At 67.4% G+C, this 23,319-nt stretch carries 25 protein-coding genes; 8 read left to right on the top strand and 17 right to left on the bottom strand.

The genetic code is table 11. The features are described 5' to 3' along the window. Positions 1–16 precede the first annotated feature (16 nt). The gene (gene aceA / locus ACPYOD_RS16130; protein ID WP_481302730.1) at positions 17–1,306 is read left to right on the top strand and encodes an isocitrate lyase; all 1,290 of its coding nucleotides are present in this window, start codon (positions 17–19) and stop codon (positions 1,304–1,306) included. A 313-nt stretch (positions 1,307–1,619) separates the two neighbouring features. Here aceA and ACPYOD_RS16125 read toward each other — a convergent pair whose 3' ends face one another. The 4 genes from ACPYOD_RS16125 to ACPYOD_RS16110 form a co-directional block, all read right to left on the bottom strand. Further along, positions 1,620–2,339 carry an SDR family oxidoreductase gene (locus tag ACPYOD_RS16125; RefSeq protein ID WP_481302729.1) on the bottom strand — a complete coding sequence of 240 codons (720 nt, stop codon included), beginning with the start codon at positions 2,337–2,339 and terminating at the stop codon, positions 1,620–1,622. Positions 2,340–2,364: 25 nt separating this feature from the next. Next, a complete protein-coding gene (locus tag ACPYOD_RS16120) occupies positions 2,365–2,955 on the bottom strand; it encodes a TetR/AcrR family transcriptional regulator (protein WP_481302728.1) in 591 nt (196 codons plus the stop codon). 104 nt (positions 2,956–3,059) lie between these two features. Next, positions 3,060–4,559 carry a YifB family Mg chelatase-like AAA ATPase gene (locus tag ACPYOD_RS16115; protein WP_481302727.1) on the bottom strand — a complete coding sequence of 500 codons (1,500 nt, stop codon included), beginning with the start codon at positions 4,557–4,559 and terminating at the stop codon, positions 3,060–3,062. A 172-nt stretch (positions 4,560–4,731) separates the two neighbouring features. Next, a complete protein-coding gene (locus tag ACPYOD_RS16110) occupies positions 4,732–4,986 on the bottom strand; it encodes an accessory factor UbiK family protein (protein WP_167032269.1) in 255 nt (84 codons plus the stop codon). 167 nt (positions 4,987–5,153) lie between these two features. Between ACPYOD_RS16110 and glnK the strand changes: the two genes are divergently transcribed. Then, positions 5,154–5,492, top strand: a complete 339-nt coding sequence (glnK, locus tag ACPYOD_RS16105; protein WP_166699925.1) for a P-II family nitrogen regulator — start codon at positions 5,154–5,156, stop codon at positions 5,490–5,492. A gap of 15 nt (positions 5,493–5,507) precedes the next feature. Here the strand turns inward: glnK and ACPYOD_RS16100 are convergent, their stop codons facing one another. Together ACPYOD_RS16100 and gpmA are read right to left on the bottom strand one after the other, a co-directional pair. Further along, positions 5,508–6,038, bottom strand: coding sequence for a CcdC protein domain-containing protein (locus tag ACPYOD_RS16100; protein ID WP_481302726.1), 531 nt, complete (start codon positions 6,036–6,038; stop codon positions 5,508–5,510). Positions 6,039–6,149: 111 nt separating this feature from the next. Further along, positions 6,150–6,884 carry a 2,3-diphosphoglycerate-dependent phosphoglycerate mutase gene (gene gpmA / locus ACPYOD_RS16095; RefSeq protein WP_481302725.1) on the bottom strand — a complete coding sequence of 245 codons (735 nt, stop codon included), beginning with the start codon at positions 6,882–6,884 and terminating at the stop codon, positions 6,150–6,152. A gap of 152 nt (positions 6,885–7,036) precedes the next feature. On the opposite strand from gpmA, the gene ACPYOD_RS16090 reads away from it, so the two are divergent. After that, positions 7,037–7,690, top strand: a complete 654-nt coding sequence (locus tag ACPYOD_RS16090) for a DUF4097 family beta strand repeat-containing protein (RefSeq protein WP_481302724.1) — start codon at positions 7,037–7,039, stop codon at positions 7,688–7,690. A 75-nt stretch (positions 7,691–7,765) separates the two neighbouring features. On the opposite strand, the gene hemF is transcribed toward ACPYOD_RS16090, so the two are convergent. Then, entirely contained in the window at positions 7,766–8,668 is a 903-nt protein-coding gene (hemF, locus tag ACPYOD_RS16085; protein WP_481302723.1) for an oxygen-dependent coproporphyrinogen oxidase, read from the bottom strand. An 83-nt stretch (positions 8,669–8,751) separates the two neighbouring features. Then, complete coding sequence (locus ACPYOD_RS16080; RefSeq protein ID WP_481302722.1) at positions 8,752–9,462, bottom strand: YdcF family protein; 711 nt, start codon at positions 9,460–9,462, stop codon at positions 8,752–8,754. Positions 9,463–9,560: 98 nt separating this feature from the next. Here ACPYOD_RS16080 and ACPYOD_RS16075 point away from each other — a divergent pair, with 98 nt between their 5' ends. From ACPYOD_RS16075 to ACPYOD_RS16060, 4 genes are read left to right on the top strand one after another with little or no spacing between them, the layout of a single operon-like run. After that, entirely contained in the window at positions 9,561–10,763 is a 1,203-nt protein-coding gene (locus tag ACPYOD_RS16075) for a beta-ketoacyl-[acyl-carrier-protein] synthase family protein (RefSeq protein ID WP_481302721.1), read from the top strand. Beyond that, positions 10,760–11,560, top strand: a complete 801-nt coding sequence (locus ACPYOD_RS16070; protein ID WP_481302720.1) for a beta-ketoacyl synthase chain length factor — start codon at positions 10,760–10,762, stop codon at positions 11,558–11,560. Before ACPYOD_RS16075 ends, ACPYOD_RS16070 begins: the two co-directional genes overlap by 4 nt. Then, positions 11,557–12,327, top strand: a complete 771-nt coding sequence (locus ACPYOD_RS16065; protein ID WP_481302719.1) for a glycosyltransferase family 2 protein — start codon at positions 11,557–11,559, stop codon at positions 12,325–12,327. Before ACPYOD_RS16070 ends, ACPYOD_RS16065 begins: the two co-directional genes overlap by 4 nt. A 26-nt stretch (positions 12,328–12,353) precedes the next feature. Next, complete coding sequence (locus tag ACPYOD_RS16060; protein ID WP_481302718.1) at positions 12,354–13,949, top strand: NAD(P)/FAD-dependent oxidoreductase; 1,596 nt, start codon at positions 12,354–12,356, stop codon at positions 13,947–13,949. 113 nt (positions 13,950–14,062) lie between these two features. Here ACPYOD_RS16060 and ACPYOD_RS16055 read toward each other — a convergent pair whose 3' ends face one another. Genes ACPYOD_RS16055 through ACPYOD_RS16030 form a run of 6 tightly spaced genes read right to left on the bottom strand, consistent with a single transcriptional unit; the run spans position 14,063 to position 18,941 of the window. After that, a complete protein-coding gene (locus ACPYOD_RS16055) occupies positions 14,063–14,497 on the bottom strand; it encodes a hotdog family protein (RefSeq protein WP_481302717.1) in 435 nt (144 codons plus the stop codon). Beyond that, on the bottom strand, positions 14,481–16,796 hold the full coding sequence (locus ACPYOD_RS16050; RefSeq protein WP_481302716.1) for an MMPL family transporter: 2,316 nt from the start codon (positions 16,794–16,796) through the stop codon (positions 14,481–14,483). The genes ACPYOD_RS16055 and ACPYOD_RS16050 overlap by 17 nt, the downstream gene beginning before the upstream one ends. Beyond that, a complete protein-coding gene (locus ACPYOD_RS16045) occupies positions 16,793–17,437 on the bottom strand; it encodes a LolA-related protein (RefSeq protein WP_481302715.1) in 645 nt (214 codons plus the stop codon). The genes ACPYOD_RS16050 and ACPYOD_RS16045 overlap by 4 nt, the downstream gene beginning before the upstream one ends. After that, complete coding sequence (locus ACPYOD_RS16040) at positions 17,361–18,308, bottom strand: LpxL/LpxP family acyltransferase (protein WP_481302714.1); 948 nt, start codon at positions 18,306–18,308, stop codon at positions 17,361–17,363. The genes ACPYOD_RS16045 and ACPYOD_RS16040 overlap by 77 nt, the downstream gene beginning before the upstream one ends. Next, complete coding sequence (locus ACPYOD_RS16035; protein WP_481302713.1) at positions 18,305–18,613, bottom strand: ApeI family dehydratase; 309 nt, start codon at positions 18,611–18,613, stop codon at positions 18,305–18,307. The genes ACPYOD_RS16040 and ACPYOD_RS16035 overlap by 4 nt, the downstream gene beginning before the upstream one ends. 55 nt (positions 18,614–18,668) lie before the next feature. Next, positions 18,669–18,941 (bottom strand): phosphopantetheine-binding protein, encoded by a 273-nt coding sequence (locus ACPYOD_RS16030; protein ID WP_481302712.1) that lies wholly within the window; start codon positions 18,939–18,941, stop codon positions 18,669–18,671. A 194-nt stretch (positions 18,942–19,135) separates the two neighbouring features. Between ACPYOD_RS16030 and ACPYOD_RS16025 the strand changes: the two genes are divergently transcribed. Then, the gene (locus ACPYOD_RS16025; RefSeq protein WP_481302711.1) at positions 19,136–20,104 is read left to right on the top strand and encodes a chorismate transformation FkbO/Hyg5 family protein; all 969 of its coding nucleotides are present in this window, start codon (positions 19,136–19,138) and stop codon (positions 20,102–20,104) included. Positions 20,105–20,215: 111 nt separating this feature from the next. On the opposite strand, the gene glmU is transcribed toward ACPYOD_RS16025, so the two are convergent. The 3 genes from glmU to ACPYOD_RS16010 form a co-directional block, all read right to left on the bottom strand. Then, positions 20,216–21,592, bottom strand: a complete 1,377-nt coding sequence (gene glmU, locus ACPYOD_RS16020; RefSeq protein WP_481302710.1) for a bifunctional UDP-N-acetylglucosamine diphosphorylase/glucosamine-1-phosphate N-acetyltransferase GlmU — start codon at positions 21,590–21,592, stop codon at positions 20,216–20,218. 66 nt (positions 21,593–21,658) lie between these two features. Then, positions 21,659–22,735, bottom strand: a complete 1,077-nt coding sequence (locus tag ACPYOD_RS16015; protein ID WP_481302709.1) for an AsmA family protein — start codon at positions 22,733–22,735, stop codon at positions 21,659–21,661. 363 nt (positions 22,736–23,098) lie between these two features. After that, positions 23,099–23,319 (bottom strand): hypothetical protein (locus tag ACPYOD_RS16010; protein ID WP_481302708.1); only part of this gene is annotated, 221 nt, incomplete at its 5' end.

The following is a 23,319-nucleotide window of genomic DNA, read 5'->3' as shown; positions in this document are numbered from 1 at the left end:
CACCGGAGCCACGACCATGAAGACGCATACCGCCGAACAGATCACGCTCGACTGGAAGAACAACGAACGCTGGAACGGGATACAGCGGCCCTATACGGCGGAAGACGTCGTGCGCCTGCGCGGCTCCGTGCAGGTGGAGTACACCCTTGCGCGCCGCGGTGCCGAACGCCTGTGGCGGTCGCTCCAGGACCAGTCCTACGTCAATGCCCTGGGGGCGTTGACCGGCAACCAGGCGATGCAGCAGGTGAAGGCAGGACTCCAGGCCATCTATCTCTCCGGCTGGCAGGTCGCCGCGGATGCGAACACGGCAGGCACGATGTACCCCGACCAGTCGCTGTATCCGGTCGACTCCGTGCCGAACGTGGTGCGCAAGATCAACAAGACGCTGCTGCGCGCCGACCAGATCCACCACGCCGAGGGCAAGGACGGCATCGACTGGCTGGTGCCTATCGTTGCCGATGCGGAAGCGGGCTTCGGTGGCGTGCTGAACGCGTATGAGTTGATGTCGCACATGATCGAAGCGGGCGCGGCGGGCGTGCATTTCGAAGACCAGCTCGCCAGCGCGAAGAAGTGCGGCCACATGGGCGGCAAGGTGCTGGTGCCGACGCAGGAGGCCGTGCAAAAGCTGGTGGCCGCGCGACTGGCCGCCGACGTGGCCGGCGTGCCGACGCTGATCGTCGCCCGCACCGACGCCATGGGTGCGGGACTGGTGACCTCGGATGTCGACGATGCCGACAAGCCGTTCCTCACCGGCAAGCGCACGGTCGAAGGCTTCCACGAGTCCCGCCAGGGCATCGAGCAGGCCATCGCGCGCGGTCTTGCCTATGCGCCGTACGCCGACCTGATCTGGTGCGAGACGTCCACGCCGGACATGGAGCAGGCCCGCCGCTTCGCCGAGGCCATCCGCGCGAAGTTCCCGGGCAAGAAGCTCGCGTACAACTGCTCGCCGAGCTTCAACTGGAAGAAGAACCTGGACGAGAAGACCATCGCGGACTTCCAGAAGCGGCTGGGCGAGATGGGCTACGCCTTCCAGTTCATCACCCTGGCCGGCTTCCATGCGCTCAACTACTCCATGTTCCAGCTCGCCCGCGGCTACCGCGACCGTCAGATGGCGGCCTACGTGGAACTCCAGGAGGCGGAATTCGCCGCGGAGAAGGATGGCTACACCGCCGCGAAGCACCAGCGCGAGGTGGGCACGGGTTATTTCGACACGGTGAACCAGGTGATCGCCGGCTCCCTGAGCTCGCTCTCGGCGCTCAGCGGATCCACCGAGGAGGAGCAGTTCCACCCGGCGTCGGCGGCGTAAGTCCCCGCGGCTGCTCGATTTCGAAGCGAGCGGCTGTCGAACTCACCAGGTTACGCGGACGGGACGCCAGGAACGGACAAAAGGAAAATCGGCCAGCGCCATGGAAGGCGGGCCGATGCGCGGAAACGGGTGAAGCGCCGCTGGAAGAAGGCCGGGCCCCGGTGCTGGAGCGGGGGGAGGGAGGGGTATCCAGCACCGGAGCGGGGCGGGCAGCCCATTAAGAGAACCGCCTGGTACAGAATTCTCCGCCCCACCCCTCTATTTGTCAACTACTCGGTACATGAAATAAGTATTAACTCTCGGGAGTGAGGCCTCAGGCCGCCCTGCCAAGCGAACCGCCGCCATCCACGAACAACGTCTGCCCGGTGACGAAGCTGGCGCCCTCCGACGCGAAGAACGCCACCGCCGCGGCGATTTCGTCGGGAGTACCGAGCCGTCCCATGGGGATGTCCTGGATGAACGAGGCTTCGGCAGCGCTGCCCACCGGGGAGTTCTCACGGAACAGCTCGGTGGCGACGGGACCGGGGGCGACGGAGTTCACCGTGATGCCCTGGTCCGCGAATTCCAGCGCCCAGGTGCGAGTGAGCGCGTCGAGCGCAGCCTTCGTCGCAGCGTAGGCGGAACGCTTGCGCCTGCCGAGCACGGTGAGGCTGGAGATGTTGACTATGCGGCCCCAGCCGTTCGCCAACATGTTCGGCAACGCCGCCTGCACGGCATGGATCGCGCCATGCAGGTTCAGGCGGAGCATATGGTCGAGATCGTCGATGTCGATGCGGCCGGGCTCCTGCATCCGTGCGGTGCCGGCGTTGTTGATCACGCCGTCGATGGCGTAGCGGCGCGCGAGCTCCTCGAAGCCGGCGCGAGCGGCGTCCCTGTCGCCTATGTCGACCGAGTGCAGTTCCCCCGGAAAGCTGGGGTCGTTGCCGCGTGCGACGCCGACGACAAGGTGGCCCGCATCCGCAAGCCGCTGGGAAATTGCCCTGCCGATGCCCTTGCTGGCGCCGGTAACGAGGAAGGTTCGTTGAGTGGTCATTGCTATCTCGAAAGGAAATGAGGAATCAAAAACGTATGCTCACCGACGCAAGCGCCTGACGCACGGCGTCGGTCATGACTGGGCGATCCGCATGGATGCGCGCTAAAACTCGCAGGCCGAGCAGCGTCGCCAGCAAGTGTCTCGAGGAACGCTTCGGTGCGATATCGGCGCCGATTTCGCCGGTACGCCGCGCCTTCGCGAGCTGGCGCTCGAAGAACGAAGCGATGGCTGCGACTTCGCTGGCGATGGCATCGCGCAGCTTCGCATCGTCGGACGTGGCTTCCAGGGCGGAATTCACGAGCATGCATCCGCGCCGCTCGGCGTCGCGCACGCTTCGCTCCACGATGTCGACGAAGAACTCCCGGATGGCGGCGGACGCTGAGTCCAGGCCATCGAGTTGCTCGATCTTCGCGCGCAGCGTATCCGAGAGGTAGTGATCCAGGGCGCGGTGGAAAAGCTCGCGCTTGTCGCCAAACGCCGCATAGATACTGGAGGCGGTGAGGCCCATGCACGAAGCCAGGTCGCGCGTGGACGTGCCTTCGTAGCCCTTTCTCCAGAAGACATCGGCGGCCGCGGATAGCACCCGCGATTCATCGTATTCACGGGGTCGCGCCATGGCCGCACCTTTCACGAACGTAGTTATGTATCGAGTGTTCCACAACCTCATTATGGAGCGTCCGATACATAATCACAAGCACCCAGGCAAGGCGCGACGAACGCTCAGAACCGCCGGTAGTGCAGCGCCTCGGCCAGGTGCTCCTGCTCCACGCAACCCGCTCCGCCCTCGAGATCGGCGATGGTGCGCGCCACGCGCAGGATGCGGTGGTAGGCGCGGGCGGAGGCGCCGAGTTTGTCGAGCGCCTGCTGTAGCCAGTCGCGCTCGGCGGCGGGAAGCGCGCAGTCGCGTTCCAGGTTCACGACGCTGAGTTCCGCGTTCGCCTGCCCCGCGCGGAGCAATGCCTTCTCGCGCGCCGCGATCACACGCCGGCGCACCGTGGCGCTGTCGTCGTCGTGCGGACCTCGGCCAGACGATAGTTCTGCGATCGGCACGCGAGGCACCTGTACGCACAGATCGATGCGGTCCAGCAGCGGCCCCGAGATGCGCGTGCGGTAACGCAGTATCTGGTCGGGCGTACAGCGGCACTCGTGCAGGGGATCGCCCGCATAGCCGCAGGGGCACGGGTTCATGGCCGCGACGAGTTGGAACTCTGCGGGGAAGGTGGACTGCCGCGCGGCACGCGAGATGACGATCTGCCCGGATTCCAGCGGCTCGCGCAGCACTTCGAGCACGTGCCGGCTGAATTCGGGAAGCTCGTCGAGGAACAACACGCCGTTGTGAGCCAGCGAGATTTCGCCGGGGCGCGGCGACGAGCCCCCGCCGACCAGTGCGACGCCGGACGCCGTGTGGTGCGGCGCGCGGAAAGGCCGGCGACGCCAGCAACCTGGATCGATCTCCTCGCCGGACAGCGAACGGATCGCGCAGCTTTCCAGCGCCTCGGTTTCGGTCATCGGCGGCAGGATGCCCGGCAGGCGCTCGGCGAGCATGGTCTTGCCGGTACCCGGCGGGCCGATCAGGAGCAGGTGGTGGCCACCCGCGGCGGCGATCTCCAGTGCGCGGCGCGCCTGGAACTGGCCGCGGATATCGTGCATGTCGGGGCCACAGGAGGGCATGGCGTAGAAATCCGCCGCCTCCGGTCCGGAAAGTTCGGCTTGTCCGCGCAGCCAGGCGCAGACCTCCGCCAGGCTGCCGGCCAGCAGCACGTCGCCTTCGCCGATCAGCGAGGCTTCGGCCGCGTTGGCGCGTGGCACCACGATGCGGCGGCCGCTGCGCCGCGCACGGATCAGGGCGGGAAGGATGCCGGGCACGGCCCGAAGCTCGCCGGAAAGCGCCAGCTCCCCCAGGAATTCGCAATCGTCCAGGCGCTCGCGCGGCACCTGGGATCCGGCGGCCAGGATGCCCAGGGCAATGGCGAGGTCGAAGCGGCCGCCGTCCTTGGGCAGTTCGGCCGGCGCCAGGTTCACCGTGACCCTGCGGTTCGGATATTCGAAGGCCGTGTTCTGGATGGCCACGCGAACACGGTCGCGCGCTTCGCGGACGGTTGCTTCAGGCAGGCCGACGATCGACGTGGAGGGGAGTCCGCCGGAGAGATGTACCTCGACGACCACCTGCGGCGCCGCGACACCTTCCTGCGCACGCGAGAGGGTGACGGCGAGGCTCATGACGACTCGTATCGTAACCGGTAACGGATATCGGCCGGGAGACGGGGATCACGATCCGTGTTGGATCCGGTCTGCACACGCACTCCTTGCGCTCTCGGGAAAATAACCGCCCCCGACCGCTCTCGGGGTGAGGGTGACGGATCGGGGGCGGTCCCGGGACGTGTGGCCGACGTTACTGGCCGCGTTGCGCCGCACTCATTTCGAGGTCGGCAAGGCGCTTTTCCAAGAGTTCGAGCCGTTCGCGCGTACGCGCCAGAACCTGGCTCTGAACATCGAATTCTTCGCGGGTTACGAGATCGAGGCGGCGTAGTCCTTGCGCCAGAATATCTTTGAAGTTGGCGTGCAGATCCTCACGCGCTTGCGCCAACCCTGGCGGAACCAACGATGCCAACCGCTGTGCGAGTTGATCGATACCCTGCACATCCATCTTGCGCACCTCGATGTCGTGAATGAATTCTAAGTGATGGGATTGTAGGCGCTATAGGCCTACGCCCACACGTCGTGTAGGGGTTTTCCTACAAGCCACCGTATGGAGACGGCCCCGGACCCGGATGGCACAATGGCAATCCGCGCGTCGCGCACGAGGAGTGATACATGAAGCTGGTGGTCGCCATCATCAAGCCTTTCAAGCTGGACGACGTCCGCGAAGCCTTGGCCGACGTGGGTGTCCAGGGGGTGACGGTCACGGAAGTGAAGGGCTTCGGCCGGCAGAAGGGCCACACCGAGCTGTACCGGGGCGCCGAGTACGTGGTCGACTTCCTCCCCAAGATCAAGCTGGAAGTGGCCGTGGCCGACGACCAGATCGAACGGGTGGTCGAGGCGATCCAGCAGGCGGCCCGCACGGGCAAGATCGGCGACGGCAAGATCTTCGTCAGCCCCCTGGAGCAGGTCATCCGTATCCGTACCGGGGAACTGGATAACGACGCCCTCTGAGCGAGGGCGCGAACCTCAGGCGGCCTGCAAGGTCCGTTTGAAGCGGCGGTGGTGCACCAGGATCCCGGCGTAATAGGCCAGGTAGTAACCGACGGTAAGGCCGACGATTCCCATGGTCAGGGGGCTGTTGCCCAGCCCGGGCCCCTGGGTCGCCACGGCGCCGCCGGCCATGGCCGGCGCCAGCACCAGGAGGCGCCACGCCAGCCGCCCGACGAGCAGCGCGGTCAATGCACCGCCCATCCAGGGATTGGGCACGTAGCAGTCGGCACCCTGGCCCCCGATTTCGAACCGCGTCAGGCGAAGGCCCAGCACCAGCGCCAGGAGCGCACCCGCCGCCACACCGGCGAGGGCGCCTTCGGCGAGGCGGATGTCCTGCAGGCCGGAAAGCATCATCAGGCCGATCAGGACCGCGAAGATCGCGACGCGAACCGTCATCCGCTTCGTGCGGATGGGCTGCCGGCCGAAGCTGCCGCGTACACGCCGGTACACGGCAAACGCCATCAACGGCACGGTGAAGGCGAAGGAAACGGCGGACGGAGCCAGCATGGCGGAGCCTCTTGGTGTCGGTGTGACGCTAGGTTAGCCGCGTGGCGCCACCGTTCGAGGGGCGCTTGTGATCCATCGGAGGTGACGCCTGTCACCCGCCGCTGCGCCGCCTTACTTCGCCTTGCCCTGGTTGGCCACCGCGGCCATCTTGGCCTCGATCTCGGCCTGGTCGCCCAGGTAGTAGTGCTTCACCGGGCGCAGTTCGGCGTCGAACTCGTATACCAGCGGTATGCCGTTGGGAATGTTGAGTTCGGCGATGTCGTCGTCGGAGATACCGTCGAAGAACTTCACCAGCGCCCGCATCGAGTTGCCGTGGGCGGCCATCAGCACGTTGTTCCCGGCACGAATGGCCGGCGCCAGCACCTCGTGCCAGTACGGCAGCACGCGTTCCACCGTGTCCTTCAGGCATTCCGTCAACGGCACGGGGATGCCCTTGTAGCGGTCGTCGTCCGCGAAGGACTTCGCGCCCGCCTCCAGGGCCGGCGGCGGCGTGTCGTAGCTGCGCCGCCAGACGTGCACCTGCTCGTTGCCGTACTTCGCGGCGGTCTCCGCTTTGTTCAGGCCCGTCAGCGCGCCGTAGTGGCGCTCGTTGAGGCGCCAGTCGGTCACCACGGGAATCCACATGAGGTCCATTTCGTCCTGGACGTGCCAGAGGGTGCGCACGGCGCGCTTCAGGTAGGACGTGTGGGCCAGGTCGAAGGTGAAGCCGGCCTCCTTCAGGAGGCGGCCGGCCTCGCGGGCCTCGGCCACACCCTGCTCGCTAAGGTCGACGTCGGCCCAGCCGCTGAAGCGGTTTTCGAGGTTCCAGGCCGACTGGCCGTGGCGGATCATCACGAGCTTGTACATGGCGTCCAACGATGGGATGGAAAAAGGCGATGGTGGATCGTGGCTCCCGGGCCGTCAACTTGGCGGGGGCGCCCCCACCCTGTCGTCAGTCACGCTAAACCCTTGGCGCTTTGGGTGCATCCTACGGATCCAATCCACCGCGGAGTTCCGCAATGCGCCGTACGCTTCTTTCCCTCTTCATCGCCCTGTCCGTTTCCGGCGCGGCCGTCGCCCAGGAAGACATCAGCAAGGTCAACGGCAGCGCCACGGTCGACGCCGGGCAGCACGCGGGTGACGTGCACACCGTGAACGGCTCGGTACGCGTAGGTGACCGGGCCGTGGTGCAGACGGCCAGCACCGTGAACGGTTCCGTGGAACTCGGCGACGGTGCCACGGCTAACCACGTGAAGACCGTGAACGGCGCGGTGACCCTCAACGAGAAAGCCCGCGTCTCCGGCGACCTGGAGAACGTGAATGGCAAGGTCCGCCTCGACGACGGCGCGGAGGTGAAGGGCCACCTGTCGAACGTCAACGGCGAGATCCGCCTTGAGCGCGCCCACGTCGGCGGGGGCATCGAGACCACCAATGCCGATGTCACCATCGGCGAGGGTTCGAAGGTCGAAGGCGGCCTGCTCGTGAAGAAGCCCTCGTGGGGCCTGTTCGGCAACAACAGCGACCGCGTGCCGAAGATCGTCGTCGGCCCGCACGCCGTGGTGCAGGGCACGCTCACCTTCGAGCGCGAGGTGGAGCTCTACGTCAGCGACTCGGCCACCGTCGGCAAGATCGAAGGCGCCACCGCGAAGAAATTCTCCGGCGCCTCGCCCTGAGAGCAGTAAATGTGGGAGCCGCTTCAGCGGCGAAAAGCCAACAGGGCGGTGAAGCGGTAACCCGTCTGGGGCCGGTCAAACCCAATCCCGCGGCTTCAGGTACTCCTGAAGCCGCGCTTCCGCGCTCTCCGGTTCCGGCGAGTAGGCATACTCGAAACGCACGCGAGGCGGCAGGCTCATCAGGATCGATTCAGTACGGCCGCCCGATTGCAGCCCGAACAGCGTGCCGCGGTCGTACACGAGGTTGAACTCCACGTAGCGGCCACGGCGATAAAGCTGGAACTCCCGTTCGCGTTCGCCGTACGGTACATCCCGGCGCCGCTCGACGATCGGCAGGTAGGCGTCGAGGAAGCCCTCCCCCACGTCGCGCGTGAAGTTCATGCAGCGCTCGAAACCGCCTTCGTTGAGATCGTCGTAGAACAGCCCGCCCACGCCGCGGGTTTCGCCGCGGTGCTTCAGGTAGAAGTAGTCGTCGCACCAGTGCTTGTAACGCGCGTACACGTCGTCGCCATACGGCTCGCAGAGGTCCTTCGCCACCGTGTGCCAATGGCGCACGTCGTCGTCGAAAGGGTAGAACGGCGTGAGGTCGAAACCGCCGCCGAACCACCACACCGGGTCGCTGCCTTCCTTCGATGCCTCGAAGTAACGCACGTTGGCATGGGTCGTGGGGATGTACGGATTGCGCGGATGCAGGACCAGCGAGACGCCGGTGGCGATGAAGCTGCCGCCGACGAGGTCCGGGCGGTGTGCCGTGGCGCTGGGCGGCAGCGGCGAGCCCGTCACGTACGAGAAATTGACCCCGCCCTGTTCGAAGACACCGCCGTCGCGCAGCACGCGCGTGCGGCCGCCGCCACCGGCCGGCCGGGTCCATGCGTCTTCCACGAAGGTCGCCACGCCGTCCACCGATTCGAGGGCCGCGCAGATGCGGTCCTGCAGGCCGCGCAGGAAGGAGGCGGCGAGTTCGGCTTGTTCGGACATGGCACATCCTTGCGGAAAGGGGTACACCGAAGCTTAGCAAGGCGGCACCGCGAGAACCCGCGGCAAAGCATCGCGCCCGGCGCTCAGGAGATGCGCGTGGCCATCCGTCGGTTGCCGGTCAACGCGGCCCAGCGCATGCCGGTGTCGATCCACATCAGGTAGCCCGCCTCCATCAGCAACCGGGTCACGTAGCGGCGACCGAGCGGCAAGCGCTCCTCGGCGGCGAGCGGCGCGGCGTCGAATCCCAGGCGCCGGGCGAGGTAGAGGCATCGGGCGAGATGGTAGCGGCTGGTCACCAGCCACACCGGCGGGAGCGCGTCGTCGTCGCGCTCCCGCAACAACTCGCGGGCGTGACGCAGGTTTTCGAGCGAGTCGATGGACGCCTGTTCGAGTTGCAACGGCACGGTGGCCGGCCATCCCTCGGCGTGCAACCAGCGCCGGCCGGCCTCCGCCTCGCTGATCGATCCGCCACTGTAGCCACCCAGGAGGAGCACGCGATCCGCGAAGCCCGCGAAGGCGTCGGAACGCCCCCTGGCGAGCCGTCCGATGAAGTCGGCTTCGGGACGGTCGCTTACGAGGCGGCGGCCGAATATCAGCATGGCGCGCCGTCCGGCCGCGCGGGCCGGCGCGCGCGCCGCCAGCCAGCACACGCGCGTCAGGTGCGCCGCATAGACCAGGCCGAAGCTGGCGACGAACACTACGGCGGTGACGAAGGCCGCGACGAGGATGTCGCGATCGCTCAGGTAGCGCCAGACACCACGGCGGAGGATTTTCGGAGCGTGCAGACCGGACATGGAAGCATCCTTGAGGAAAACAGTATCGCCTGAACGCGCCGCGCGGGGGACCCCGCCGTTCACGCGACGCTGCCGATCAAAAAGGATAGGCTCGCCGCATGCCCCATCTCATGACACCGTTAGCCATCAGCGCGTACACCGCCACCTCCGCCCTCGGCCGCGGCCTCCAGGCCCACGCCGACGCCCTCGCCGCCTCTCACGGCGGCCTGGTCCCCAACGATTTCAGTACGGCGCCGCTCGACTGCTGGATCGGCCGCGTGGCCGGCGTGGAAGACGAAGCGCTTCCGCCCGAACTCGCGGAGTGGGACTGCCGCAACAACCGGCTCGCCTGGATCGCGCTGCGCCAGGACGGTTTCGCCGACGCCGTGCGCGCGGCTCGCGAGCGCTACGGCTCGGCGCGGATCGCGGTGCTGCTGGGCACGTCCACGGCCAGCATCGGTGTCACCGAGGAAGGCTATCGCCGCCTCGACCATGGCCGCATGCCGGCGGACCTGCATCGTCCGGTACTGCATACGCCCCATTCGTTGGCGAGCTTCGTCGCAACGGCCTTCGAACTCGACGGTCCCTGCCTCACGGTGGCCACCGCGTGCTCCTCCAGTGCGAAGGTGTTCGCCAATGCGGAGCGCATGATCCGCCTCGGCCTCATCGATGCGGCGATCGTCGGTGGCACCGACAGCCTGTGCGACAGCGTGCTCTTCGGATTCAACTCCCTGGAACTCGTGTCGCCCGAACCCTGCCGTCCTTTCGACGCCGCACGCAATGGCATCTCGATCGGGGAAGCTGCGGGCTTCGCCATCCTCGAACGCGTCGAGGCGGCGAAGGACGCCCCGCTGCTCATCGGCTACGGTGAGGCCAGCGACGCGCACCACATGTCGACGCCGCATCCGGAAGGCCTCGGCGCGGAACTCGCCCTGCGCGACGCGCTCGCCCGCGCCGGCATCGAACCGGGCGACGTCGACTACATCAACCTGCACGGCACCGCGAGCCAGAAGAACGACGAAGTGGAGGCCGCGCTCGTTGCGCGCACCTTCCCGTCTTCCACGCGCGCGAGTTCCACCAAGGGTTTCACCGGCCATACGCTGGGTGCGGCCGGCATCCTCGAGGCCACCATCACCCTGCTCGCCATGCGCGAAGGCCAGGTGCCCGCCAACCTCGGCGCGCTGACGCCCGATCCCCTGTGCGGCCCGCAGATGGCCTGGGGGCCGCAGCCCGCGGAGATCCGCGTCGCCCTCAGCAATTCCTTCGGCTTCGGCGGCAACAACGCCTGCCTCGCCTTCGCCCGCGCGGAGCACCGCGCATGATGCCGGCCTTGTCGGTATGGATCAGCGGCATCGGCCTCTGGGCTCCCGGGGCAGGCGACTGGCATGCGTTCCGCGAGATCGCCGCCGGCGAGGCCGCGCCGGGTGAGGCCGGACGTCCGCTTGCAGAGGTGCTGCCGCCGAACGAGCGGCGCCGCGCACCGGAAAGCGTGCTGCTTGCAGCGGCGGTTGCCGGACAGGCCGTGCGCATGAGTGGCCGGGACGCCGCCACGCTGCCGTGCGTCTTCGCTTCCGCGCACGGCGACCAGGTGATCACCGACTACATGTGCGCAATCCTGGCAACGGCGCCACGCGAATTGTCACCGACGAAGTTCCACAACTCCGTGCACAACGCGCCGGCGGGCTATTGGACGATCGCCACCGGGTGCCACGCCGCCTCGAGTGCCGTTTCCGGCGGCGAGGAAGCCTTCGGTGCGGGATTGCTGGAAGCGGCCACGCTGGCGGTAGCCGACGATTGCGACGTACTCCTCGCCAGCTACGACATCGCCGGTACGGGCCCCCTCGGAAGCATGACGAGCACCACGGGCCCGTTCGCCGTCGCCTTCGTCCTCTCGCCTCGTGCGGAGGGCGCCGCGATACGCCTCGACATCACGCCGGAGCGAGGCAACAGCGGCAGCGATCCGCTGGGTGACGGCTGGCTGGATGGCCTCTCGGCAAGCAATCCGTCCGCCCGTGCCGTGCCCCTGATGCACGCCCTGGCGCTGACCCGGCCCGCCGCACTCCGCGTACCCGCCGCGAGGGGCCTCGACCTGCACATCGACATTGGAGTAACGGCATGAGCGCCGCCACGCCGCGCTACTGCATCCTCATTCCCTGTCTCAATGAAGAGCGTGCCATCGGCCGGGTGGTCGGTGAGGCGCTCGCCCTCGGCCTGCCGGTCATCGTGGTGGACGACGGGTCCGACGACCGCACCCCCGAGATCGTCGGCGCCATGCCGGTCACTCTGCTTCGCCACGACAGCCGCCGGGGCAAGGGCGAAGCCCTGCGCACGGGCTTCCGCGAGGTACGGCGCATGGGTTACGACGCCGTCGTGACGATGGACGGCGACGGGCAGCACCTCGCCGCCGATATCCCGGCCATCATCGCCGCGGGCGAACGCTATCCGGGCTCCATCGTGATCGGCGCGCGTCTTCTCGATCGGGAACAGCAGCCCACGGGCCGCCGCCGCGCGAACGCCGTCGCCGACTGGGGCATCTCCTGGGCTTGCGGCCGTCCCATCGCCGATACGCAGAGCGGACAACGGCTGTACCCGAGGGAAACCCTCGACCTGGCCGACCTTCCGGCCGAGCACTTCGTCTTCGAAGCCGCCGTGTTGATCACGGCCTGCCGCGAACGCGGCATCGGCGTCGTCTCGGTGCCCATCGCATCGCGCTACCAGGGCGAGTTCCGGCTCAGCCATTTCAGCCCCGTGCGTGACGTGACCCGCATCACTACGTATACGATCGGCCGGTTGCTCCACTACGGGAGCATCCTCGCCAGTTACCGGCGATCGCGGGCCCGGCCCACGATCGTCGACGAGCGGGCAACGGCAAGTTCAGTACACTGAGCCAACGCGCACGAGGGGTCGAACCGATGGATCGCAAGCCGCACGACGCCGTCATCCTTGGCGGGGGCCTGGCCGGGCTCACGCTCGCCATGCAGCTCAAGGGCGCCTATCCCGACATGGATATCGTGGTGCTCGAACGACAGACCCGGCCGCTGCCCGAGGCGGCGCACAAGGTCGGGGAGTCCACGGTCGAGATCGCCGCGCACTATTTCGGCGACACGCTCGGCCTCCTTCCGCACCTCGAAGACGCGCACATCCGTAAATTCGGCTTCCGGTTCTTCTTCTCCGAAGGTCGCGACAGGCTGGAAGACGTGACCGAACTCGGCGTGAGCGCCGTGCTGCCGACGCCGAGCTACCAGATCGACCGCGGCATCCTCGAGAACTTCCTCGGCGACGAGGCGCACCGCCGCGGCATCGACTTCCGCGAGGGGGTCACCGTACGCGGATTCGACATCGGCAAGGACGAAGACCTCCACACGGTCCGTTTCGCCGATGGCAACGGTGAGGCGAGCCTGCAGGCCCGCTGGCTGCTCGACGCATCGGGCCGCGCCGGACTGATGCGCCGCAAGCTCGACCTCACGCGCGACAACGGCCACCACGCCAACGCCGTATGGTTCCGCATCGGCGAACGGCTGGCGATCGACGACTGGTGCGACGACGCCGAGTGGAAGGACCGTTGCCACCCGCCCGAACGCTGGCGGTCGACGAACCACCTTGTCGGTCCCGGCTATTGGGTGTGGTTGATCCCGCTTTCGTCGGGCGCGCATTCGGTCGGAATCGTGGCCGACGCGGAGATGCATCCGCTGGAAGGCATGAAAACCTTCGACCTCGCGCTGGAGTGGCTGGAGGAACACCAGCCCGTGGTCGCGCGACACGTGGCCGCCCATCGCGACAAGCTGCTCGACTTCGCCTTCTTCCGCAACTTCTCTTACGGCTGCGCGCGGATGTTCTCGTCCGACCGCTGGGCACTGACCGGCGAAGCGGGCGCGTTCCTCGATCCCTTCTACTCACCGGGCAGCGATTTCATCGCCATCGCGAATACGTACATCACGCTGCTGGTGGGACTCGACCGTCGCGACGAATCCATCGCGCCGTATGCACGCCACTACGAGCGAATGTTCTTCTCCTTCTACGAAGGCACGCTGCGGATGTATCGCGGCCAGTACAACCTCTTCGGCGACCCGGAAGTGCTTCCCGTGAAGGTGATCTGGGATTACGCGTACTACTGGGGCGTCCTCTGCCAGCTCGTGTTCCAGGAACGCCTTGGCGACACGGCCTTCATTACCCGCATGGCGCCGGAACTCGCGGAGTCCGCCGAGCTGAACACGACGATGCAGACGTTCTTCCAGCGTTGGCACGCGGTGTCCGAGCGCCGCAATGGCCGGAACATGATGGACCAGCGCGATCTCACCTGGTTCGCGGAGATGAACGCCACCCTGCACGACAGCCTCAACGACGACACGCTCGCCCGCCGCCTGCGCGACAACGTGCACATGATGCGGGCGTTGGCATCGAGCATCGTGGAGCAGGCAGCGGCGGTCCATCCGTCGGTGGTGGAAGGTTACGAGCATCTCGTGGACAGCGAGGGCCGCCGCATGGAACTGTTCGAACGCGTGGCCTGAGCCGGCGTCTCGGTCCCTGAGACGGCGTCGACGGAGAATGTTCCCGTCGGCCCGGAGGGGCTGGTCAGGCTCCTCATCAGTCACCCTTTCCCGCTGCCCCTCCGGGCCGTCGATCACATCTGCGGATGGATCACGGCCGCCCGGCCCGACGCGATCTCGACGCCCTCGTGGCAGATGCGGAAGGTGTATTGAGCACCCGCATCGTCCGCCAGCAGGCACTCGGCGTACACATCCAGCACGCCCTGCAGCGTGTCGACCCGCTCCACGGAAAGCTTCACGCCGCGCAGGCTAACCAGCATGCCCGGCCGCGGTTCCGTGCGCCCTTCGCCGCGCGCACGCAGCGCGCCGTGCACCGCCATGGCCTGCGCACCGTATTCGGCGAGGTGCACCGCATGCAGTCCACGGTCGCCGCGCAAGGGATGCGAGGCCAGCACGTGGCTGGTGCTCACCGCGTGGATCGTCGAGGCGTCCCAGGCCAGCACGCCGTCGAGGAGACACATGTCCCCCGCGTGGGGCACGAGATCGACGAAGTCAGTCTTGGCGAGCATGCGGGGCCATCAGGATCGACAGACAGAAATGGAAGGCGACACCGAGCGCCACCGTAAGGCCGATCGCGCGCAACACGGGAATCGATGACCAGGCAAGCATGCCGAACACGAGCAGTGCGGCAATGACGCACACCACCGTCGCGTGGAGCGTGCGCCGCTGCTCCGCGGGGTCACCCGTGTCGCGCTCGAAGAAGAGCGCATAGTGCAGGCCGAGGCCCGCGGCGAGGATCAGCGCCACGAGGTGGAACAGCGATACGGGAATGCCCGCCATGCGCTCCACCGCCAGCACGAGGAAGGTCGCCAGCGTCATCGGCGCCAGCACGTGCCACGCGCGGCGAATGCTGCGCAGTGCCAGCGTGATCGTGACGAACAACAGCAGCGTGGCGGCCAGCACGGCGTGCAGGATGCGCGTCCGGTATGCGGCGACGAGCGACTCCGATGCTTCCTTCAGGTCGAGCAGGCGCGCGCTGGGATCGGCCGACGAGACCGCGGCGGCGACGGCGGCAGCGTCGTGCACACCGCTCAAGGTCGACAGGCCGACCCAATGGTCGCCCCGCGCAGAGAGCATCGCGGCCAGACGCTGGCCCAGCGGCGATCGCGCGAACATGTCGGGCGTCAGCAAGGGCGCTGTGCGAGCGGTTTCCACATCGTCGACGAAGGGCGCGAACAGGTCCTTACGGAACGGAAGGCCTTCGAGCGCCGACGTCAGCGCGGCGTCGAGCGTGGCGCGGTCGGGCAGCTTCGCCTGCCGCGCACGCTGCGTCGCGAGGTCGGGCAGGTAGATGGACGGCAGTTCGAACCCATCCAGCGCCTTCGCCGCCACTTGTTCGCGCAGGCGCGGTTCCAGTTTCGCGGAGGCCGTCAGCACACCGTCCGCCGTCTTTCCCTGCACCACCAGGAGGTATCTGACGTCCGGCGCGCCAAGCTCGCCACGCAGGCGGGCATCGGTCATCAGCAGGTCGCGCGGCAGGGGCGTGAGCGCCGAAAGATCGTTCTGCCAGAAAGGGCCGGGCGCGAAGGCGATCATCGCCAGCACGGCGGCGGCGATGGGGATCGGCAGCCAACGCGGGCGCGGCAACGCGTCCAGCCAGGCGCGGAAAGCGCCGAGGCCGGGCATGCCGGCCACGTCGCGGGCATGCTCGGGCAGAAGGTAAGGCAACGCATAGCGAGTGCTGAAGCCGGCGGCCAGCAGGCCGGTGATCGTAAACACCGCCAGCTGCTTCAAGCCACCGACACCCGACGCATAGAAGGCCAGGTAGGCGATGCATGCCGAGGCGATGGCCGTGAGCAGCAGCGGCCACAGGCCACGCACGCTCGCCACGGCGGACTCGCCTTCCCGGCGGTGGCTGAGCAGGCGGATGGGATACTCCTGCGCCACGCCGAGCAGGGTGAAGCCGAACGCCAGTGTGATGCCGTGCACTTCGGGGAAGCATGCCGTCAGCATCGCGATACCCGCGAGCGCACCAGTGGCGACCGGCAAGGCGCCGAGCAGGAGGCTGCTCACGCTCCGGTACGCGGCAAGCATCAGCACGATGAAACCGATGGTGGAGATGCGGCCGATCCAGTCGGCCTCGTCGCGCGTCTGCGCGTTCACCATCACGGTGAAGTAGCCCGGGCCGCTGATCGTCAGGTGCGAGCCGGCGCTGCCGGGAAGCGCGGCGAATGCCGAGCGCAGACGCCCTATGGCCTGTTCCTGCGCACCGGGATCGAAACCCGCGCCGCGCGTCTGCGCGAGCAACAAGGCTTCGCCGCGCGACGAGAACCACACGCCCTCGCGCACCTCGGGTGAGCGGACGGGCGTCCAGCGCTCGGCAAGCTTCAGCGTCTCGAGCGTAGGATCGCGCGGCAGCAGGCCCTTGAGCAGCGTGGCCGCCGGCGAACCGAGATCGTCGAGACGCTGCTGCAACTGGTCGGCGAGGTAGGACTCGTCGAACGATGCCGTATCCAGCGTGGGCGAGAGGAGGTAACGGTAGGGCAGCAGCGCGCTGTCCAGCATGCCGATGTCGAAGTCGCCGTTCACGACCTGGCTGAAGGCAGGGTCCTTGCGCAGCGCGCCGGCAAGGCCACGGCTCAGGGCCGCTTTCGCGACATCGTTACCACCGTCGATGGCCACCAGCAGCAGGCGCGAACCGGGACCTTCGCCGACCTGCTCCATCAGGAGCCTCTGGTCCGGCGTGGTCGGTGCGGGCATGAAGCTGCGCAGGTCGGTACCGACCTTCAGTTGCGTGGCCACCACCACGCCGAGCAGGGCGAGGACGGCGATCCAGGCGATGAGCAGACCGAGGCGCGCGCCCCTCACATCGCGCCGCCGCACTGCGCGATGAGTCCCTCGCGGGTCGGCTCCGCCGGCATCTTCGCGGCGAGGTCGCCCAGGAGGTCGATCGAGGTATCGCCGTCGCTTTCATCCATGCGCATGCAGCGGGCGACCTGGCCGGTGCCGTACACGTGGATGCCGGCGATCTGCTTCGCGATCCGCGCGTCCCGCGGCGTCAGCGACAGGCGCCAGCGATCGGCGTCGCGGCCGAGGGTGACGTCGAAGGACTCGCCCAGGCGGGACGGGTCGCCGGCAAGAAGCGCGACGAAGCTGTCCAGCAACACCTGCAGCTGCGGCGCGCGCTTCAACGAGAAGCTGCGCGGCTTCTTGCCTTCGCGCTCCTGGGTCACCTCGCCATCGGCGATGGTGGACACTTCCTTCGTGGGCGTCTCGACCCGACGTTCGAGGCGGTCGCCACCGAGCCAGGCCAACTCGCCCGACACGACCAGGGGCTTGTCCAACACGCGCATGAAACGCGCTTCCGCGAACGCTGTGCGCGCCGGGGCCGGACGGTGCAGGCTGGCAATCAGCGCGTTCGCGTCGTCTGTGTCAGGCGTCGGAGTGGCGAGGCAGGTGAGCGGCAGCAGCAGGCTCGTCAGCAGGGCCAGTTTCTTGCCAGAAGTCATAGAAATTGAACCAATTGAAGGGATAGAGACGGGCGTAGTGCTCCACCCGGGCAGCGTACCTTGCCACAAGGGCTTCGAGCATGGCCGCGCGTTGCCCGCGCGGGATGTCGATGCCGTCGGAAAACGCCTCGAAGATCAACCGGTACCGGTTGCCGCCGAGGTAAATGCCCATGCACAGCACCACCGGAATCTTCAGCGCCGCGGCCAGCAGCCACGGGCCGGCCGGAAACGGTGCCGGCTTGCCGAGGAACGGCACGCGGCACGTGGCCTCGTTGCGGTGGCCACGGTCGGCCAGGAGGGCCACCATGCCACCCTGGGCCGCGCCCTCCGCCATGGCGAGCGCCACCGAGGCACCGCCGCGCGAGGCATCGATGACCGCCGCGCCCACATCCGGCGCCAGCGCCTCGAGCACGGCCGTGAGGGCCGGCGTCTTCTGCTTGTCGAGCACCACGCGCAGCGGAACGTCGGGACGGCGGCCCCCCAGCGCGCGCAGCGCTTCGAAACTGCCCTGGTGGGAGCCGACCAGCAGCACGCCACGGCGCGCGTCAATGCAACGGTCGAGCGCGTCCAGGCCTTCCACCTCCACGACGAAGTCGCGCTCGCCGCGCGCCAGGAAGAACAGGCGGTCGAGCAGGGTCGCGGCGAACATGTGGATGTGCCGGAACACGTCGTAGTTCGTCACCGGCCGATGCAGCACGCGCGCGAGGTAGGTGCGCGAGGCGATGCGTTCGTCGCCGCGGCGCAGGAAGAAATAAAAGGCGATGGGATACAGGAGCACCCGCGCCACGCCGCGGCCCAGCCGCAATGCGATAGTGCGGATCAACCAGATGGCGAACCAGCCGCCACCCTCCCGTTGCTGCCAATGGCTCATGCGGCCTCCAGCGTGCCGCGCACCAGTGTCTCGGCACCGCGGCGCACGGTGAAGCGGAAGCGCGAGTCTCCAGCGGCCACGAGTTCGAGGTCGGCCTCCTCCCCCGGGAGGAGCGGCGCGACGAACTTCGCGTCCACCACCTGCCGCACTGCCAGGCCACGCCATGCGCGCAGGGCCTCGGCCGCGGCTTCCAGCAGGAGCACGCCGGCCACGATCGGCCGGCCGGGGAAGTGGCCGGCAAAACTCGGGTGCGCGGCGTCGAAACGCAGCGGGCGCACGCAGGACGCCTGGTCGGATTCGGTCATCGACATCTCCGGACGAAGCAAAGCACGCCCTGGGAAAGTGCGGCCTGAACGGCGATCAGGCGGCGGCGCGATGCTGTTCGATATGCTCGGACAGCGTCTTCAGGCTCGTGAAGATGGTGCGATTGTCGGGGTTGTCGGACTTCAGCTGGAAACCGTAGCGCTTGGACACGGCCAGCGCGATCTCCAGGGCGTCGATGGAATCCAGGCCCAGGTCGCCACCGAAAAGAGGAGCTTCCGGGTCGATGTCGGCGGGTTTCACCGATTCGAGGTTGAGGCTGGTGACGATGAGTTCGGCCAGTTCGTGCTGTGCTGCGGTCTGCGTTGCCATTGATGTTTCCAGGTCCTGGATGTTCCTGCCTCCCCCCGGATGGCAGCGGCCGCGGAGTTTATCACAGGGGTCTTAGAGGCAGCTTCGCGCCCATTCAGGCTGTGGAGCGCCTCGTTCACGTCGCGGCCCGGGAACGTGACGATATGATGGCGCGACCGCGTTGGACGGAAGACTCAATGCTCCCAGGAAGTGAAATGCGCGAGGCCGCGCGCCAGACCAGCCAGGCCGCGCCGCGCGTGGGCTATGTACCCGGCACGGCGGCCCTCACGCCTTCCACCCTTGCCGCGTTCGGATTCGGCACCCCCGGTCCGGGACCCGACGATCCGCGCTGGCTGCGCGTGGCGCTGGCGCCTTTCGGCTCGCCCGCGAGCGAAACATGGGAGGTGGACGGCGAGGTCGTGGCCGGGCGCGAGGGCGAGTTGCGCTGGTCGCGTGGCGGTGGGTGGCTGTTCGCGGCAGTGGAATGCCGCGAGGAAGACCACGGCGGCACCGAAGGCGCGGCGCGGCACGCCTATCGCTTGCTGTCGGGCTTCGTCGCAAGCGCAGCGGAACAGCACGTGCAGCGCATATGGAATTACCTCGGCGCCATCAACGACGGCGAGGACGACGACGAACGCTACAAGCACTTCTGCACGGGGCGCATCGGCGGCATGGGCGACGTGTTCGCGCAGGGTTTTCCCGCGGCCACCGCCATCGGCCACCATGCGGACCCGGGCCTGCTCCAGGTCTACCTGCTCGCCACGGACCGCCCGGGTATGCGCGTGGAAAATCCCCGCCAGGTGAGCGCGTGGCGCTATCCGCGCCAATATGGCCGCACCCCGCCGAGCTTCGCGCGCGCCACGCTGCTGCCGGCCGGCGACGTGCTCGCCATCTCGGGGACCGCGGCCGTGGTCGGCCATGCTTCCGCGCACGCCGGCGATATCGAGGCACAACTGGCCGAGACGCAGCGAAACCTCGACGCGCTGCTCGCGGCTGGTGGTCTCCCCGCCGGCTTCGGACGCTCGGCGCCGTTGAAGGCCTACGTGCGCCATCCCGAACACGCGGCAGCCGTGCAGGCGTTCGCGGCGAAGCACTTCCCGGATGCACCGCTCGTCCTGCTGCATGGCGACATCTGCCGCGCGGAACTGCTCATCGAGATCGACGGCTGGCGCTACCGCGCCTGAGATACCTGCAGGAGCCGCTATAGCCCTGTAGGAGCCGCTATAGCGGCGAGGGGATTGCAGGCATATCGCAAGATTTCCTCGCCGCTATAGCGGCTCCTACACGCGGGCGTGCTATTTCTTTGTGGGCCGGTGCCAGCCTTCGATCGTCGTCTGCCGGCCGCGTGCGATGGTCAGCGCGTCCGCGGGGGCATCCTTGGTGATCACCGAGCCCGCCCCGATGGTGGAACCGGCTCGTAGCGTGACGGGTGCCACCAGCGAGCTGTTCGATCCCACGAAGACACCGTCCTCGATCGTGGTCCGGCTCTTGTTCACACCGTCGTAGTTGCACGTGATGGTGCCGGCGCCGATGTTGACCTTGCTGCCGATGACCGTGTCGCCGAGGTAGGTGAGGTGATTGGCCTTCGAGCCCTGCGCGATCGTGGCGTTCTTCGTTTCGACGAAGTTGCCGATGTGCACGCCTTCGGCGAGGTCGGTACCCGGCCGCAGGCGCGCGAAGGGCCCGATCGTGCAGGGCCCATGCGTGACCACGCCATCGAGGTCGCAATGCGCCAGCACGACGGTGCCCGCCGCAAGCTTCGCGTTGCGCACGCGCGTGAAGGGGCCGATGCGCACGTCGTCGCCGAGCAGCACCTCGCCTTCGAAGATCACGTTCACGTCCACCTCGACGTCGCGTCCGGCGGTCACGGTGCCGCGCACGTCGAGACGACGCGGATCGGCCATGCGCACGCCGGCAAGCGCGAGCTCCCGGGCGCTACGTTCGCGGAACAGGGCCTCGAGGTCCGCAAGCTGCCATGCATCGTTCGCACCGGAGGCTTCGGTCGCCTCGCAATCCACGCACGCCGCCGGCGTACCTTCCCCCGCCGCCATTTCGAACACGTCGGTGAGGTAATACTCGCCCTGCGCGTTGTCGTTGCCCAGGCTCCGCGTCCAGGCCAGCAGGCGCGCCGCGTCGGCGGCCACGATGCCGGTGTTCACGAGATCGATGGCGCGCTGCGCGGCACTGGCGTCTTTTTCTTCCACGATGTGCCGCACACGCCCTGCGGCGTCCAGCACCACCCGGCCATAGCCTTTCGGATCGTCGAGGCGGGTAGCCAGCATCGACAGGCCCTCGCCGGTGGACACAAGGGTCGCAAGCGTTGTGGCACGGATGAGCGGCACGTCGCCATAGAGCACGAGCACCCTGCTTTCCAGGCTGCCGTTGGCCTCCAGCGCTTCCAGCGCCGTGCGCACGGCATGGCCGGTGCCCAGGCGCTCACGCTGTTCGATCCACCCGAGCGACGCGTCCCCGGCGAAGGCCTCGCGCACCTGTTCGCCATTGTGGCCGTAAACCACGTGGATGCCCGCGGGCCCCAGAGTCCGGGCCGCGTCGATCACGTGGGCGAGCAACGGGCGGCCGGCGAGGGGCATCAGCACCTTCGCCTTCGCGGACTTCATGCGCTTGCCCTCGCCCGCGGCGAGGATGAGGACCTGGAGGGGTGTGGCGGTCATGGATTCGGCTGCCTGCCTTGAGCGAGGGCCGCACTTTCGCGCGTTTGCCCCGCCCTGCCAAGTCGGCTACTCGTCCTTAGGCCGCCCGGTCAGGTGTTCCAGGTTGGGTTTGTAAGCTTCCACGAACGCGTTGCGCAGGATGCCCAGGATGGCCTGCATGGTGGAAACGTTCTTGTCGTCGATCGAGCCCGAGATCGGCACACGGGTGGCGAACTGGTCCTTGGACTGGTTCTTGAACAGCTTGGTGACGCCCTCCGCCACGGCCTCATAAGCCAGCTTGAGGGGATTCTTCTTGTCCTGTTCCACGTCCTGCTTCCAGCTGAATATCTTCAGCCCGTGGAACAACGGCTTCGCATAGCCGTCGAGCCGGCGGTTGCGCGCCTGCAGTTCCATGAAGAAGTCGCCCTCGCCCCCGGCGAAATCCAGCCCGCTGTACGCACGGGCGAGGTCGTTGGCCTTCACCAGCTTGATGTTGCGGATGCTGAGTTCGTAGCGGAAATCGCCCGCCCGCTCGAGCGGATCGAATTCCGCGCGCGTTTCCAAAGGCGCGTCGCCCAGCACCTTGGCGGTGGCGTGCATGTGCGCAACGCGCGAGCCGGGCTCGCCTTGCACGTTCGTAAGGTTCGTGGCCGTGCCGTTCACATCGGTCATCTTCAGGTCCACCTTCGGACTCGACACGAAGTTATGGAAGGTGACCGTGCCATCCACGACATTGACCTCTTCGAGGCGCGTCGGCACCAGCGCGCGCAACTGCGCCCGCCAGTCGACGCCCTTGCCCGTCTGCGTGTCGCCCTCGCCACGGCCGTCGACGAAGTTCAGCACCGGCTGGTAGAAGTCGACCTTGCCGCGGAGGCGGCCACGGGCGATGGCGCGCCAGCTCAGCGAGATGTCCGCCCTGGCCGTATCGAAGAAAGGCACGGGCACCTTGCCGTCCACCTTCTGGATGGTGAGGCGGTCGATCGAGTACGCCCCGCGCCATAGATGGATGTCGATATCGGCGATGTGGCCCGAGTACGCGCCCATGCGCGACAGCCGGCCATTGAGGTAATCGAGCACCACATAAGGCAGTGCGATACGGCCGATGATCAGTACGACGGCGACGACTCCGATGATCCAGAGGCTGCGGCGGTAACGGGTTCGCATTGGGGGGACACCATGGGCGGACTGGCCCAGTGTGGGGCGCGCATGGTCGTCATTTCATGAATTCGGATGTCTGGCCATCCAAACTTAGGGACACTCTGACCAATGATCGCCAACGCCACCGAGCCTGTCTGTTCGCAGGCCACAGGGCCGTCGGCGAAGGCAGACTGGCCGTCTGTCGAGACGGCGGACCGAAGGCCTGCGGACAGACAGGCTCGGCCCTCACGCATGAAAAACAAAGAGATAGGGTGACGTCAGGAAGGGCCGCCAAGGCGCCCGCACCGCTTGGAAAGGGAACCACCCTTCCCGGCGCGTCGCAGCCACCTTGGCGGCCCTTCCTGACGTCATGGCGTTGGCGATCATTGGTCAGAGTGTCCCTGCGAAATTGGTTCCAGACGAAAGTGTTGACACGTGTCGACGAACCGACATACCTTCGAACTCATGACGCAGCGCAACACCCATGGCCGCTTTGCCCTGAACCGACTTACGTCGGTGATCGGTGAGCTGCGTCTCGGCGGCGGCCTCCTTCTTATTAACCTTGTACTTATTACCTGCGGAGGTGCGGGCTGAGGGCAAGTGTCCAGGTG

It is taken from the genome of Luteibacter sp. HAY1-4A, assembly GCF_056755355.1.
The sequence above is the reverse complement of the archived record's forward strand: the minus strand, read 5'-3'. Positions and strand labels throughout refer to the sequence as shown.

Coding starts and splice junctions, on each gene's coding strand:
- aceA (WP_481302730.1), top strand. CDS start 17: ATGAAGACGCATACCGCCGAACAGATCACGCTCGACTGGAAGAACAAC.
- ACPYOD_RS16125 (WP_481302729.1), bottom strand. CDS start 2,339: ATGACCACTCAACGAACCTTCCTCGTTACCGGCGCCAGCAAGGGCATC.
- ACPYOD_RS16120 (WP_481302728.1), bottom strand. CDS start 2,955: ATGGCGCGACCCCGTGAATACGATGAATCGCGGGTGCTATCCGCGGCC.
- ACPYOD_RS16115 (WP_481302727.1), bottom strand. CDS start 4,559: ATGAGCCTCGCCGTCACCCTCTCGCGTGCGCAGGAAGGTGTCGCGGCG.
- ACPYOD_RS16110 (WP_167032269.1), bottom strand. CDS start 4,986: ATGGATGTGCAGGGTATCGATCAACTCGCACAGCGGTTGGCATCGTTG.
- glnK (WP_166699925.1), top strand. CDS start 5,154: ATGAAGCTGGTGGTCGCCATCATCAAGCCTTTCAAGCTGGACGACGTC.
- ACPYOD_RS16100 (WP_481302726.1), bottom strand. CDS start 6,038: ATGCTGGCTCCGTCCGCCGTTTCCTTCGCCTTCACCGTGCCGTTGATG.
- gpmA (WP_481302725.1), bottom strand. CDS start 6,884: ATGTACAAGCTCGTGATGATCCGCCACGGCCAGTCGGCCTGGAACCTC.
- ACPYOD_RS16090 (WP_481302724.1), top strand. CDS start 7,037: ATGCGCCGTACGCTTCTTTCCCTCTTCATCGCCCTGTCCGTTTCCGGC.
- hemF (WP_481302723.1), bottom strand. CDS start 8,668: ATGTCCGAACAAGCCGAACTCGCCGCCTCCTTCCTGCGCGGCCTGCAG.
- ACPYOD_RS16080 (WP_481302722.1), bottom strand. CDS start 9,462: ATGTCCGGTCTGCACGCTCCGAAAATCCTCCGCCGTGGTGTCTGGCGC.
- ACPYOD_RS16075 (WP_481302721.1), top strand. CDS start 9,561: ATGCCCCATCTCATGACACCGTTAGCCATCAGCGCGTACACCGCCACC.
- ACPYOD_RS16070 (WP_481302720.1), top strand. CDS start 10,760: ATGATGCCGGCCTTGTCGGTATGGATCAGCGGCATCGGCCTCTGGGCT.
- ACPYOD_RS16065 (WP_481302719.1), top strand. CDS start 11,557: ATGAGCGCCGCCACGCCGCGCTACTGCATCCTCATTCCCTGTCTCAAT.
- ACPYOD_RS16060 (WP_481302718.1), top strand. CDS start 12,354: ATGGATCGCAAGCCGCACGACGCCGTCATCCTTGGCGGGGGCCTGGCC.
- ACPYOD_RS16055 (WP_481302717.1), bottom strand. CDS start 14,497: ATGCTCGCCAAGACTGACTTCGTCGATCTCGTGCCCCACGCGGGGGAC.
- ACPYOD_RS16045 (WP_481302715.1), bottom strand. CDS start 17,437: ATGACTTCTGGCAAGAAACTGGCCCTGCTGACGAGCCTGCTGCTGCCG.
- ACPYOD_RS16040 (WP_481302714.1), bottom strand. CDS start 18,308: ATGAGCCATTGGCAGCAACGGGAGGGTGGCGGCTGGTTCGCCATCTGG.
- ACPYOD_RS16035 (WP_481302713.1), bottom strand. CDS start 18,613: ATGACCGAATCCGACCAGGCGTCCTGCGTGCGCCCGCTGCGTTTCGAC.
- ACPYOD_RS16030 (WP_481302712.1), bottom strand. CDS start 18,941: ATGGCAACGCAGACCGCAGCACAGCACGAACTGGCCGAACTCATCGTC.
- ACPYOD_RS16025 (WP_481302711.1), top strand. CDS start 19,136: ATGCGCGAGGCCGCGCGCCAGACCAGCCAGGCCGCGCCGCGCGTGGGC.
- glmU (WP_481302710.1), bottom strand. CDS start 21,592: ATGACCGCCACACCCCTCCAGGTCCTCATCCTCGCCGCGGGCGAGGGC.
- ACPYOD_RS16015 (WP_481302709.1), bottom strand. CDS start 22,735: ATGCGAACCCGTTACCGCCGCAGCCTCTGGATCATCGGAGTCGTCGCC.